Raw genomic sequence first — 12640 nt, 5'->3', positions numbered from 1 at the left:
TTCCCTTTTTATTTTGCACTATTATATTTAAACGAAAAAATTAAATAGCCCTCCTATTATTGATGAAATTATCTTAAAATTTTTATACCAAGATTAAAGCCAAGTTTTAAAACCCAAAAATCCTTATCGTGAAGATAATTTTCACGAGCTCACTTAGAAAACTCATATCTAGTTAATTACCGCCAAGAGCCCTAATAAAATGAATATCGAGCCTGCCCACTTCGACAAATAAATCCATGCATTGTGTTTTAAAAGCAGTGCAGCACGTAATCGTGATGCAAGTAGGACACTCAATAAGTCAGCACAGCTAAATACAATGTTGGTGATGATGCCGAGTAGTAACAGCTGAGGCCAAATATCTGGCCCAATATCGCGACTTACAAACTGAGGTAAAAAAGCTAAGTAAAATAACGCGGCTTTGGGGTTTAGAACATCTACGATGATGCCATCAACAAAGACCCTCTGGTCAGAATCATGCTGACAACCAGATTGTTGTTTCTCACACCAGACTTGTGTCTGAGCTTTGTAGATTCTGGTAATGCCAAGCCATATCAAGTAGACAGCACCAAGATGTTTCATTGCCTCAAATACCATTGGTGATAGTACGAAAGCGGATGACAAACACACCGCAGATAAGACAACGTGGAAGTACCCTCCCAAATGCAACCCAATAACAGAAAGGATACCCGCTCGCTTACCACAACTTAAGGTTTGCGCCACGCTATAGAGCATTGCTGGCCCAGGCATAAAGGCATAAAGAAATATCAACAAAAGAAAAGCCGTCATTTCTGGCGTTTGGATCATCCGAGACTCCCTTTGGATGCAGAACAAAGATGTACAAATAACTCGTTCAATTCGCTCCGTGATATGCATTCCACAATCATGTTTATTAAGCGCAAAAACCTATGTTAGAAATGTAAGCATCCTCTACCTCGCTCAATAAAGGTAATTAATCATCGTTAAATAAGAATTAATAATTGAAACGTTAGAATGCATGGAACGATAAGTAATCCCCTCAACGACCATGCCCTGATTGCGATTACCTAAAATATCTTCACTTTTCAGATTCATTCCTAAACATTAAATAGCCATATCTAATTTCTTCATCTTGTTGACTGCAACCAATTGACTGAAATTGTGCGAAGAAATTCTTCATATATATGCCTGAGATCGGTTGGATAATAAAGGGTGACGACATTTAACAAATATGAATAAATAGTCCATTTTTTTGTGGGCAAGATCCCTATAAACAACAATCGAACATGTAAATTAATGATTAATTACTTATATATTTAACATTAAACCAACACCATAAGGGTGAACTTTCATACCATTTATCAGCGTTCAAAACTAAATAATAAAGGTGGAGCTTTATGAGACCTCAACAAATAGACAGCATTGAAGTGCCAATAGGAAACTGCACGCTGAAGCGAACCGAATCCGGCGCTGAGCTCATTCTGGGAAATGGCAAGTCATTCTCGATTACCATACCTGAGAGTTGCATCTTAGATCGTTTATGCAAAAGCCCTGGTGACGTTGTCGTGAAGGATGAATTGATTCTTGAGGCTTGGGGAAGTGCGGAGATTATCGGTCCAAATTCGCTGCCGGTCGCGATAACCAACTTAAGGAAGGTGCTAGAAATCGACAATATAAAAATCCTTAATGTGCCTAAGAAAGGCTATCGGATCCAAATACCCAAACAAAATACAGACGTAAAGAATAAAGACAAAGATTCTTTGATTGATGAACCCTCTAATGTTCAAGTCGATGCGTTAGTGACCCATACCGTAGAAAGTTGTCGTTGCGAAAAGCGAAAGTTCTTTCTCTCGATATTCATGATTTTTGTTTGTGTTTATATATTGTTCTTTTGGTGGCTTTCATGGGTGAATTTAGAATGTAAAGAACTTAAAACAGGTCAAATTTGCCATATTGAAGGAGATAATCCACCTTCACTCTTAACTAAAAATAAAACAGGGAATTACTTTTACTCTACTCGTTCTGGCTTAATTGAATTAAACAATGAGGAAAAAGCAAATGATTAATAGAACCGTTATGGCACTCGCTCTGCTTTTAACTGTAAGCATTATTCTAACGATTCTTTACTCGTATATTAATGGAGCAACATGTCGCTATTCCATCAACTTTAAAACCGATGAGAGAGATACTTTTATGACGTGCTATCGAGGCAAGGTTGTTGCCATGCATTCAAAGCAGAGTGAGCAAGGAGATTTGTTATCTAAATGGAAGGTGGAGGCAAGGCAATTTAAGCTAGGCGATCAAGTCATTCATTTCATCTACAGTCGAAATCCGATAGTCGATGATCGGTTGCAAGACTCTAATGACCACTTTAACCATGTGACATCAGGGTATCGTGTGCTTTTTTATAACTCTAAACGTCATGGTGACAAAGTGTATTTGTTTAAGAACTTTCCGCGATACAACGTACACGTCGGCACAATCAACGGAAAACTCGATTATTGGGACCAGCAGTAATCTACCCTGCTCTGTTGTGCTAGCGAGATTACTCCAAGTAAGCAGAGAGGCTAGTTTGTCGTGAATACTCCCCTAGGTCGCCAACCTGAAGCATCTTTGATATTTCGCCGTCGAGCATTCCTATTTCTTGGTTGATACGCTCGTTACTCCAACCTAGTTGAACGAGGTTGATGACAAGATCCGCAAAGGCCTCAGAGTCCGTGGTTCCTCGGGCGCTGTTATGCCGGATAGACGAGGACATGCAATTCGGTAGGCAGGTATCAAATACCACGCAAGGCGCATAACCGGGGATAGGTTGTAAAACAGGATGTGACTGTATTAGCTCAAATCGATGAACACCATCAATAATCGTAAACGCTTTTCCTTTGTCGATTTTGTTCACAATGATCGGGGATGTGATCCCATCTATGAGCAAAGAACGTTTCAGCAAATCGCGCTCCGCCGGCTCCATCGTATTGGCCTTATAGCCATTTGCTTTGATTTTAGCAATGGGAAGCAATTTCACGTTACAGACTGGCGGTAGATTCGATGACATTTCATAGACGAGTTGTGTAAACGTATTGTAGAGCGATACCTTCTCCTCGTTGGATAGGCCGCTCTGTTCTTGCTCTGATGAGCTTAACTGTGTTGTTTTCACCATTTGGTGCTCCTTTGACAGTGGTGATTGAGAGAGTTTGTGATTGAACGATGGAAGAGATGAATTCGGGACGTGGTACTGCTGCGATATAACGGCTTAAGCTATCTTGCGTTTTCCCAAATTCTTTATGCTATTGCTTTTGAACTTTTAAGATTCGCGCACGCCATTGTTCGAAGTGTTCAAACAGCTTTTTTCCGAGTTCCGGATGGTTATCTCGGCGCGAGAGGTAAAAACGCTCTACACAAAAGTAGAGGTTAGAAACCATCACTCCTGAAGCATAAACTTGCTTGCCATCAGGTTTGCACATCCGTATGCAGAGATAACCCGCTGGCCGATTACGCGCATTTTCGATAAGGCAGAACAACACACCTTGGTCGAGAATTTGTGCACAAAACGTCTCTGGCGTGTAATAGAGGTTGGTGATCCGAGATTGGCTAAAATCGAGCGCCCTACGCGACTTTTCGTCGTCCTTTCCGCTTTCAAGTATTGAGCTAGATATTGAACTCGATTGAAACATACAATGCCCAGTTAACTGCTCGAAGTTAAGCCGGTTAATAGCTTCAAAATCTGTCGGGCTGACCTCACGAACCTTCCACATACACACCTCTTCTTTTATTCGGTTCCGGTGTTCTTTCTTCTGTCATCGTGCATATTGTCGACGCACAAAAACGTGATGCTTCAGTTCAGCGAAGATCGGTAATGAGTAAAATTAAATTAGCGTAATTTATGAAAATGTAAGATAGAAATTCGAAGTATTCGGATTGAAACAGAAGATTCGCACTCATATTCTTGGCAAAGTGACATAGAATGTTTGCTCTTATTTCGATATCACGAGGGATCGTATGACTCGCTTTACTCCATTGAACGTCGCGAAACACCAACTCAACAATCGTTTAGTTGTGCCACCTATGGCCTCTCAAACCGCGACAACCGATGGCATTGCCACCCAAACCACCATTCAACACTATGACAAACTAGCGCAATCGGGTGCAGGTCTTGTGATGGTGGAATACAGCTTTGTGGATTTTACCGGCCGAAGTGAACCGAACCAGTTAGGTGCACACAGCGATGACTGCATTGAGGGAATGCAAGCGATTGCAAAAGTCATTCATGCACGCGGTGCAAAAGCAGGCTTTCAGATCACCCATTGCGGCGGTAAAGCGCAGTTAGAGGTATGTCCTGATTTAATGGGACCTTCTGGCATAACCGTTCCCGCTTACGATCGCGTGTTGCCACAACCAAAAGCAATGACGTTGGAAGACATGCTTGTTTGGCGTCAGAACTTTATCGATGCTGCGCTTCGTGCCGACAAGGCCGGTTTTGATTTTGTCGAACTGCACTGTGCCCACGGGTATGGCTTGAACCAAGTTCTTTCTCCAGTAACAAACAAACGTGATGATCAATACGGTGGCTCATTAGAAAACCGTACTCGTTTGGTGGTCGAGATCATCGAAGCAATCAAAGCCAATAGCAACATTGGGGTGATGGTGCGCATCCCCGGTCAGGACCTTTATCCAGAAGGATTAACCCAAGAAGACATGGTAGAAGTGTGCCAGTTGCTAATCAAAGCAGGCATAGACATCATTGACGTGTCATCTGGCATTGGGGGATGGAATCGACCTAAAGATCGCCGCGGCGAAGGCTATCTGGTATCAGAGTCCACCTTCCTCAAGCAAGCGGACTTGGGTGTTCCTATCATTGGTGTTGGTGGAATTGAAAGCGCAGAGTACATCGACCAAGCCGTAAACAACGGTTGGCTCGATTTGGCAGCTGTTGGGCGTGCCATCTTGAAAGACCCTCTCGCCTTCAATCAACAAATCATGCAGCAAGAAGTCAGCGCATAACCTCCCTATTCAAAAAAACAAATGCCGAAGTGAACTGCATCACCTCGGCATTTTTGTTTTCGTGGTTGTTTCTGTTTTTTGGTTATCTTTACTTTCGTGGTTATATTTACTCACGGTTAAGGCAGAAGACGAATTACCACTTGACGATACCCAACGTCACTTTAACGCCGCCAACGAGCGTTGACCCGCCATAATCTTTTGCAAGACGCAGCAAAGTGTCATGAAAGCCCAAGTTTGGAAATGCCGCTTCCACTTCTGCAATGACTTCTTTACGCAACCCCTTACGAACGCTGCCTTTGGTTGCATCAATCCAGTCTGCTTTTCGGCATGCTTCGATGACTTTCTGGTGCGGCCCTTTATACGGCGAAATCTTATGGTGCCAATGAATCGCACCGCGCAAAGCATCAGGATCTAACCCCCACTCAAAGTGTTCATTATCTGCCAAAGCAACCGCTTCAGAAGGCTCGAGATAAGCCAATTCATGGTCAGTCCACAAACCAATGTCGTGATAAACAAATGCCGTTTCAACTAACTGCTCGTACTGCTCATCATTGCCGAGGAAATGCATCGCATAAGTGATGGTTCGATAAACATGATTACGATAGCCCGGAAAGTCATCTCCGATTTGATCTTTATATTTGGCAAACAGCAATTCGACGCGTGGACGCTCCAATTTGATTTCGATTTGCGACATGTTTAATGGCCCCTTACCTTTCTTATGTCATCGTTAAAGCATAGCACCAGAATTTGTTTGATTATGGTCACTTAGCGCTCTTGTTTCTCACCCTGTGCCAATCTCATCGCTTTGTTCACCGCCACAAGCAATGCTTCATATTCTTCCCCATAAATATTGGCGATAGGTACAACGCTCCCAGTCTGATTCATACGCTCGATATCATTGGTAATGCACGTAATGGGTTTCACACAGTTACGAACCAACCAATAGATTGTTGTCCACGTAAAGACACCAGCAATAAAAAGCAGTGAGATAAGAACTTCTATCGAAATGTTCGGCCTTGATAGCGCAACCGTAGACACAGCAATCGACGCCCAAAAAAGCATATTGCACGTTGCCAACAATGCCACCTTAAAGTTAGTAGAGCGCCTCATTGCAAACTCCATTCATTCAATTGGTTGCTAAATTAGCATTTCGTGGGTTATCAACTGGTTAAAGCGACCGTTATCGTGACCTAAAATTTCTATTTAAGTATTTGTTTTTCTGCGGTTCTGGCTTAATAATCTATACTTCGCTTACCGCATTCTGCTGGAGAAAAATGTGACGCGCTCAAATACACTTCAATTGCTTTTGGTCGAAGACAACTTGGAACTGGCAGAAACCACTGTCGAACACTTTGAGCTTGAAGACATTAGCTGTGATCATGTCTCGAACGGCGTGGCCGCTTTAGAGTTAATAGCCAAGACGCACCACGATGTCGTGATATTGGATTTGAATTTGCCACGCATGTCCGGCATAGAGGTGTGTAAGAAATTACGAGAACAAGGCAGTGATGTCCCTATTATTATGCTGACTGCGCGGGACACATTAGACGACAAAATCGTTGGCTTTGAAGCAGGTGCTGATGACTATCTCACCAAGCCTTTTGCCTTTGAAGAGCTGTTAATGCGCGTCAAAGTGCTCTCTCGACGACGCAGTGGCGAAGTGAACCTTCTGCAGTTGAAAGACTTAAAAATGAACGTGAAAGAGCGCCATGTCATGCGTGGTAGCGATGAACTCAAACTCTCTCCTACTGGCTATCGAATTCTAGAAGTCTTGCTGCGCGCCACTCCAAACCCCATCAGCCGTGAAGACTTAATCCAGAAGGTATGGGGAGATGAACAACCGGACACCAACAGCTTAAAAGTGCACATGTTCAAATTAAGGCACGCACTTGATGATAATTATGAAGAGAAGCTACTCCAAACCATCAAAAACTTTGGGTTTGTCTTGAAGTAACCCCTCAACGGTATTTAGCAAGCGTCAGTCAGTAATCTTACTTCCGGAGTGGTGATGTTTTGGTACATCACTTGGCATTGGAAGTTGACGCTTTTCTTATCCAAATCAGAAGTGAAGAAAATATAGATTTGGTTGTTTGGCGTGCTTTTGTCAGTAAACAGGTCAGCAGCATTGGGATCTTTTTGAGCCGTAGTTAAAGATACCGCATCAATATTAAGCCAAGCTAAGACTTGCTTGTTCATGTCATCGAATGAATCATTACCGTCTACGCGTGGGTAACCATCTCTGAGCGGAACCACAACGCCATTGATGACGATCTCTTGCTCACCTTGATCCAAGCCTTCGACAATGGCACGCGTATGCACCATTTCTAGACCTGCTCGCATTGCTCCCTCAACCGTCTCCATAACCGCCACCTTTGAATCCTTTTGCAAGTTCAGAAATCTCGGCGCAGCAACCACGGCGAGAATACCCAAAATCACGATAGCGATAACGAGTTCAATCAATGTAAAGCCTTTGTTTTTCATGCCTACACTTGTTTTCATGCTGAGAATTGCCCTTTAAACAAACGTCACTTTCACTGCGCGACCATCTTCCAGCACTTGTTCTTCATACTGCCAGTAATACTTGTCGCAGATTTTCTTGATGATCAACAAACCCAAACCAAACCCAGTCGTTTCGTGAGTCAGGTCTTTTTGTTTATCTCGATTGATCACTTGTACTTCTAACCCTTGCTGCTTGATGATGACCTCACCTTCATTGGTGTGCTGAAAGGCATTGCGCACAAGATTGGTAATCACGATTTTGCACATTCCTTCTAAGTGCAAACATTCAAAGCTATCGACCGAGGTTTCAACCTCTACCTTCTTTCCAGATAACAAGTATCGTTGCTCGTTCACGACCTGCTCGGTTAATACACCCAAACTGGTCATTGTCTCTCTGAGTTCTGTCGACTTTTCGTGGTTGAGCCATAACAAACTGTCACATAAATCGGACATGGCTAAGCTGTTGTTTTCGATTCGCTGTAGATTCTTCAGTAAACGCTCTTTAGGCATATCACTGGCGATCATCTTTTTCATCAGTTCCGAATTAGAGCGAATAACCGCAATTGGCGTTCTTAACTCATGGCTGGCATAACGAATGAAATCTTGCTCTTTACGAACACTTTTTCGTACCGCCGACACCGAGGAGTTAATAACTCGCGCCATCATGTTGAGCTCAGAAAACTTAAAATCCGGAACCTTGGATAAATCGTCTTTCTCTCGAATATTGATTGCCCAGTTTTTCAGCTCTTCAACCGGTTTGGTGATTCTCTTGATGATGGTAAATACCCCAACCAAAAAGAAGATCAGCAGTACAGTGACAAAAACAACGATGTAATCTAACTGAGGTAATAAGTTGATATTTAGCGTGTCGGCGAAATCATCGAAGGCGTTTTTGTTGATTTTGACTGCGACAAATTTGGTTTGAGCATCCACTTCGCTTTTGATCAACAGGTAAATAAAGCGGTTGGCGTTTCTTCCTGCGCGATACTCAGTCTCCGTCGCTTTAAATAACTTCCCTACCGCGAGTTCTTTTTCAACAAACTTGAGTTGAAATGCCAAGGGTAAATCATCCCAGTTGGCCGTGATGATAAAAGGCGGGTTGATGATGGGTTTGCCTGCTTGCGGTTCTTCCGTTTCCGCTTTCACCAGCATGACACCTTTGGTCACAAGATCGATACCAGTATAGAGGTTATAGGTGCTATAAGAGCCCGCAACAACGGCAAGGATTAACCCTAACACCGCAGAGACGGTGATGACGTACACTCTAAGACTGTCTTTGATCTTCACTGATGATTTTCCTATTGATGCCGCGACTCGGACTTGAGCACATAGCCAAAGTTAGGAAGCGTATGAATAAGCTTGGTGTTTTGTCCCTTATCCACCGCCTGACGCAGCTTAAACATGTGAACTTTCAAGCTGTTACTCTCTGGTGACGCATCGCCCCAGACCAATCGCATTATCTTACTTCGACTTACTGGTGAAGGACTAGCGCTCATCATCACTTTTAAAATATTGTAGCAAGTCGGTGATAACGTTAGAGCGATTCCCGCCCGATAAGCTTGCCTCTGGGTGATATCTAACACCAAATCGTCCACCACTAAACGATCTGGCGTACCGCTACTTCGCTTCAACAGCGCAAGAACACGGGCCATTAACTCTTCTAGCGCGAAGGGCTTTACCATGTAGTCATCCGCACCAGCACTGAACCCTTTAAGCTTGTCGCTGAGTTCACTTCTTGCGGTGAGCATCAGGACGGGTAAATCGATGCCATCAGCACGAAGGATTTCACAGACTTTGATGCCGGATAAGTGAGGCAAATTCACATCCAATATCACCAGATCGTATTCATCCGATCGTGCCAACTGTAATGCCATTACTCCATTAGCTGCATGGTCGCTGTGAATACCATGCAGCTCCAGATATTCCATAATGGTTTTTGCTAGTTCAACATTGTCGTCCACCAGCAGAACATGTTTGTGCGTGACTTCCATTTACGTTTCGCTCGTTATTAACAATCTTCAGTTTCCAGTGTTGTAATACTGTGCCCTGTTCTACTTGCCGTTGCTGGCGTGTAGTGGATTCGGCAACGCAGTGTGTCGAGTTCACTCCAATCGCCATAAAACTGTGGGAAGATCCAAAAGCCGCCGTCGTAATCCGTTTCAAAGTTGAGTTTGTCTTCACCGTGCAAATCATCGTTAAGAGGAGAAACGTCAACATTCACCAAAGCTTTGAACTGAGACAGCGCTTGATTCGGAAAGACATCAAACCATGGATAATTGTCAGCATTGGTTAAACGAATTTGCTGACCATCAATGACCATACAGCGCATTTGCTTGTGGTAATCACAAGGTTGAATCTCAGTAGACGGTATTTCTGATTTGGCAGAAAACATAGCAAACGAGGACTCAATAGCACCTTTGGTCGCTTGCAGTGTTGCGATTCTCGCGTCGGATTGTAATCCCATGAACTTAGGAGCCGCTGTCACCGCTAACACGCCTAAAATCACAATCACCACGATCATTTCAATGAGAGTATAACCTTTGTTTTTCATTTAAAACTCCTAACATTTACAACATCCCTGTTAGAAAGTTTTAGATAACGTAATCCACACTTAATTGGCGCTTAAAGCGTCGTTTTGCCGAGTACATGTTCTTGTCAGCTAACTCAATCGCAGCATCAATATCGTGATTCACGACTTTTGATAAGCCGTACGCGAATGACAAATCAAAACCTTTTTCTGCAAAGTAACGCGCCATTTTCGCGTTTAGTGCGTTCAATCGATTTTCAATGTCTTCGTACGCTGAAGAGTCAAATACAATCACAAATTCATCGCCACCGTAGCGAATCACCACATCTTTTTCGCGCAGCGATGAACGTAATAAACACGCGAAATCCACCAAACAATTATCACCAATACGATGGCCGTAGTTGTCGTTTATCGCTTTAAAGCCGTTCATATCAAGAAAAGCCACGATGCGATTATCGTAAGACGCTAGGTGGTACTTTAAGAACGAACGGGTATAACACTTGGTCAACTCATCCTTGGTTACATCCATTAGTCCAGTATTCGACGGACAAACGGTCGCAATGATGAATTTTTTGCCGTTGTAGACCATTTTTTCGCGAATCGTGTCGTACTCAATGCCCTCGAAAAACTCTTTGTCTTTGTGGAACATAAGATGTTCGTCTTGCAGCAAGTTCTTGTCTTTCTCTAAGCACAAACGGTAACTTTCGTTTTCGTGGATGATCTCTTGCGGTTTCACACCAACGATACTGGTTCCGACCAACTCTCGGTGTGCCGCGTTATCAAAAATCACCACACCTTGCTCGTTTCTCATGATGACCAGCTTTTCAGCTGAATCGAGCATCGACACAACGCCATTCGCAATAATCGATGTATTATTGAAATAGATGTCTCTTAGGTTGCTCAGAGTCGTATTTACGTCTTCGTTGTGCACGACGCCCAAGATGTCATGGTCTTCAATAAAGCGATTCACTTCTTCGCTCTGTACATCTTCAATATTGTTTTCAATCAGAAAGTTATAAAGCTTGTAATCTAAATCCAAGCTCATTCGTAGCAGTGCTTCTACGGGTGCATCTTGCTCAAGGTTGGAAAAGCAATCTAGCTCAACAATCTCCTCTAGCGGCATTGCTGGATAGAAGTAGAAACCTTGAATCGTTGGCTTTTCGGCAAACAATTCGATCAGTTCTTTTTGACGCTTGTTCTCAACCCCTTCAAAAACAACTTTGTGTGTACATAGCGTTTTGATCTTTGAGTACAAAAACGACAGGTGCTTAAATTTGCTGTAGTTTTTCTCAATGTCATGAACCAACGAACGGTCAAATTTGACTTCATCCGCACCGATAGTGAGTGCCAAATCCGCTCTCGCGAAATCTTTACCGAAATCATCAATAGACAGCTTGATGCCGTTGTCTTTTAGCAGCGCCACATGACTAAGAAATTCATCATTCAGCTCAACACCTTGATGCTCAACCAGCTCTAAAGAAACGTTCTTTCCTTTTAGCTGCTTGATCGCACTGAAGACAAAGTAATCATTCAAAACGCTGGTTGGGTAGATGTTGATGGATACCGGAATTTGAATGTCAAACTTCGCGATGTCTTCCAAACAACGCTTCATCACAGCTAGATCAAGCGCCATGTTGTCTTTCACTTCGGCGAAAAATTCAGGCAGTGTTTTTTCAACGTCGACTGGTCGTAGCAAAGCTTCAAGACCAACGATCACGCCATCTTTTAGTTTTGGTTGGTACAACAAGTTGAAATCTGACATTAAGAGACCTTTATAAGTGTTTTTATTGAGTTGGTATTCACGTAATTCGCTGACCAACACGTTTAATGACACTCGCCTCTACTTCCTGTTAATCATTAACAAGGTTAAATTCCATCTCAAAGCCAACGCTTTAAGAGGCACAGTGTGTGATATGAGTCATATCTTAAATTTCTCATGGTTAACGCTAAGTTAACGCCAGCCCTCGTTTTAATGATTAATTTTTATCGTCACCATAACGGTATGTTTTAAGGGACTTTTAGGGGAACTTTTTGAGGGAATACGCACGAATTTTGAGCACAAAAAAGCCACTGTTAAAAGTGGCTCTAAGAATCATTTTGTTAACCCACTGCACTCTGCCGGATCTTTGATAACCACGGCTGTTGCTGCACTAGTCACACCGGCTTGTGTGTACTTGATGCAAGTTTTGTCATAACCCGCAATGCCGAAGTGAATTGAAGTGCTACCAGGGATTTCTTTGTGTGCCCAGTCTTCTCTCAGCCCTTGCACCACAATAGATAGGTCATTCAAGGTCGCTTTTGGGTATCCGTAGGCGATAGCCAAATCAAGCGTACCTGTGCCGTCAGTATCCAATTTAGCCTCTTTTGCGCGTTCGACACCCATCAACGCCGCTTTGCCGTAAACAATGCCCATCGCACCGTTCATCGCCCCTCTTAATCCAGCAATTGCCGCGTTTCTCGCATCATCTTGCAAATTCAAGAATCGAGGCGCTGCCGTCACAGATAAAATACCTAAGATGACAATGACCACGACCAATTCAATTAAGGTAAAACCTTTCGCCTTCATTTTTTATTTCCCAACTACAAACGAGAGAAAAATCACGATGACAAGAGGCAGAAGCCCTGACTCTCCATCGGTTG

General features: G+C 43.2%; 15 protein-coding genes. 4 read left to right on the top strand and 11 right to left on the bottom strand.

Annotated elements, in window-relative coordinates; all coding sequences use genetic code 11:
• Nucleotides 1–168: 168 nt before the first annotated feature.
• Nucleotides 169–804, bottom strand: a complete 636-nt coding sequence (locus tag ATB78_RS15625) for a LysE family translocator (RefSeq protein WP_045477775.1) — start codon at nt 802–804, stop codon at nt 169–171.
• Nucleotides 805–1373: 569 nt separating this feature from the next.
• Here ATB78_RS15625 and ATB78_RS15620 point away from each other — a divergent pair.
• Nucleotides 1374–2042 (top strand): winged helix-turn-helix domain-containing protein, encoded by a 669-nt coding sequence (locus ATB78_RS15620; protein WP_009704576.1) that lies wholly within the window; start codon nt 1374–1376, stop codon nt 2040–2042.
• Complete coding sequence (locus ATB78_RS15615; RefSeq protein WP_061009153.1) at nt 2035–2493, top strand: hypothetical protein; 459 nt, start codon at nt 2035–2037, stop codon at nt 2491–2493. The genes ATB78_RS15620 and ATB78_RS15615 overlap by 8 nt, the downstream gene beginning before the upstream one ends.
• Nucleotides 2494–2521: 28 nt before the next feature.
• Here ATB78_RS15615 and ATB78_RS15610 read toward each other — a convergent pair whose 3' ends face one another.
• On the bottom strand, nt 2522–3133 hold the full coding sequence (locus ATB78_RS15610; protein ID WP_061009152.1) for a ParB/RepB/Spo0J family partition protein: 612 nt from the start codon (nt 3131–3133) through the stop codon (nt 2522–2524).
• 127 nt (nt 3134–3260) lie between these two features.
• Nucleotides 3261–3728 (bottom strand): hypothetical protein, encoded by a 468-nt coding sequence (locus ATB78_RS15605; protein ID WP_240537405.1) that lies wholly within the window; start codon nt 3726–3728, stop codon nt 3261–3263.
• A 244-nt stretch (nt 3729–3972) separates the two neighbouring features.
• Between ATB78_RS15605 and ATB78_RS15600 the strand changes: the two genes are divergently transcribed.
• Entirely contained in the window at nt 3973–4974 is a 1002-nt protein-coding gene (locus tag ATB78_RS15600; protein WP_061009151.1) for an NADH:flavin oxidoreductase, read from the top strand.
• 133 nt (nt 4975–5107) lie between these two features.
• Here the strand turns inward: ATB78_RS15600 and ATB78_RS15595 are convergent, their stop codons facing one another.
• Together ATB78_RS15595 and ATB78_RS15590 are read right to left on the bottom strand one after the other, a co-directional pair.
• Complete coding sequence (locus ATB78_RS15595; protein ID WP_061009150.1) at nt 5108–5668, bottom strand: hypothetical protein; 561 nt, start codon at nt 5666–5668, stop codon at nt 5108–5110.
• Between the two features lie 71 nt (nt 5669–5739).
• Entirely contained in the window at nt 5740–6084 is a 345-nt protein-coding gene (locus ATB78_RS15590; RefSeq protein ID WP_054823880.1) for a hypothetical protein, read from the bottom strand.
• A gap of 166 nt (nt 6085–6250) precedes the next feature.
• Here ATB78_RS15590 and ATB78_RS15585 point away from each other — a divergent pair, with 166 nt between their 5' ends.
• Complete coding sequence (locus ATB78_RS15585; RefSeq protein WP_009704583.1) at nt 6251–6928, top strand: response regulator transcription factor; 678 nt, start codon at nt 6251–6253, stop codon at nt 6926–6928.
• A gap of 14 nt (nt 6929–6942) precedes the next feature.
• Here the strand turns inward: ATB78_RS15585 and ATB78_RS15580 are convergent, their stop codons facing one another.
• From ATB78_RS15580 to ATB78_RS15555, 6 genes are all read right to left on the bottom strand, one after another.
• On the bottom strand, nt 6943–7473 hold the full coding sequence (locus ATB78_RS15580; protein ID WP_061009149.1) for a type II secretion system protein: 531 nt from the start codon (nt 7471–7473) through the stop codon (nt 6943–6945).
• Between the two features lie 15 nt (nt 7474–7488).
• Nucleotides 7489–8760 carry a HAMP domain-containing sensor histidine kinase gene (locus tag ATB78_RS15575; RefSeq protein ID WP_041053241.1) on the bottom strand — a complete coding sequence of 424 codons (1272 nt, stop codon included), beginning with the start codon at nt 8758–8760 and terminating at the stop codon, nt 7489–7491.
• 11 nt (nt 8761–8771) lie between these two features.
• On the bottom strand, nt 8772–9464 hold the full coding sequence (locus ATB78_RS15570) for a response regulator transcription factor (RefSeq protein ID WP_061009148.1): 693 nt from the start codon (nt 9462–9464) through the stop codon (nt 8772–8774).
• A 17-nt stretch (nt 9465–9481) separates the two neighbouring features.
• Entirely contained in the window at nt 9482–10024 is a 543-nt protein-coding gene (locus tag ATB78_RS15565) for a prepilin-type N-terminal cleavage/methylation domain-containing protein (RefSeq protein WP_061009147.1), read from the bottom strand.
• 40 nt (nt 10025–10064) lie between these two features.
• Nucleotides 10065–11762: a GGDEF domain-containing protein gene (locus tag ATB78_RS15560; protein ID WP_230677167.1), complete on the bottom strand. Its 1698-nt coding sequence runs from the start codon at nt 11760–11762 to the stop codon at nt 10065–10067.
• 330 nt (nt 11763–12092) lie between these two features.
• Nucleotides 12093–12566: a prepilin-type N-terminal cleavage/methylation domain-containing protein gene (locus ATB78_RS15555; RefSeq protein ID WP_061009146.1), complete on the bottom strand. Its 474-nt coding sequence runs from the start codon at nt 12564–12566 to the stop codon at nt 12093–12095.
• Nucleotides 12567–12640: the final 74 nt, after the last annotated feature.

It is taken from the genome of Vibrio sp. CUB2 (genome assembly GCF_001557945.1).
GTDB classification, from domain to species: domain Bacteria; phylum Pseudomonadota; class Gammaproteobacteria; order Enterobacterales; family Vibrionaceae; genus Vibrio; species Vibrio owensii.
This window is presented reverse-complemented; position numbering and strand designations above follow the sequence as displayed.

Excerpts from the sequence above, each read along its gene's own strand:
- ATB78_RS15625 (WP_045477775.1), bottom strand. The coding sequence starts at position 804 with ATGATCCAAACGCCAGAAATGACGGCTTTTCTTTTGTTGATATTTCTT.
- ATB78_RS15620 (WP_009704576.1), top strand. The coding sequence starts at position 1,374 with ATGAGACCTCAACAAATAGACAGCATTGAAGTGCCAATAGGAAACTGC.
- ATB78_RS15615 (WP_061009153.1), top strand. The coding sequence starts at position 2,035 with ATGATTAATAGAACCGTTATGGCACTCGCTCTGCTTTTAACTGTAAGC.
- ATB78_RS15610 (WP_061009152.1), bottom strand. The coding sequence starts at position 3,133 with ATGGTGAAAACAACACAGTTAAGCTCATCAGAGCAAGAACAGAGCGGC.
- ATB78_RS15605 (WP_240537405.1), bottom strand. The coding sequence starts at position 3,728 with ATGTGGAAGGTTCGTGAGGTCAGCCCGACAGATTTTGAAGCTATTAAC.
- ATB78_RS15600 (WP_061009151.1), top strand. The coding sequence starts at position 3,973 with ATGACTCGCTTTACTCCATTGAACGTCGCGAAACACCAACTCAACAAT.
- ATB78_RS15595 (WP_061009150.1), bottom strand. The coding sequence starts at position 5,668 with ATGTCGCAAATCGAAATCAAATTGGAGCGTCCACGCGTCGAATTGCTG.
- ATB78_RS15590 (WP_054823880.1), bottom strand. The coding sequence starts at position 6,084 with ATGAGGCGCTCTACTAACTTTAAGGTGGCATTGTTGGCAACGTGCAAT.
- ATB78_RS15580 (WP_061009149.1), bottom strand. The coding sequence starts at position 7,473 with ATGAAAACAAGTGTAGGCATGAAAAACAAAGGCTTTACATTGATTGAA.
- ATB78_RS15570 (WP_061009148.1), bottom strand. The coding sequence starts at position 9,464 with ATGGAAGTCACGCACAAACATGTTCTGCTGGTGGACGACAATGTTGAA.
- ATB78_RS15565 (WP_061009147.1), bottom strand. The coding sequence starts at position 10,024 with ATGAAAAACAAAGGTTATACTCTCATTGAAATGATCGTGGTGATTGTG.
- ATB78_RS15560 (WP_230677167.1), bottom strand. The coding sequence starts at position 11,762 with ATGTCAGATTTCAACTTGTTGTACCAACCAAAACTAAAAGATGGCGTG.
- ATB78_RS15555 (WP_061009146.1), bottom strand. The coding sequence starts at position 12,566 with ATGAAGGCGAAAGGTTTTACCTTAATTGAATTGGTCGTGGTCATTGTC.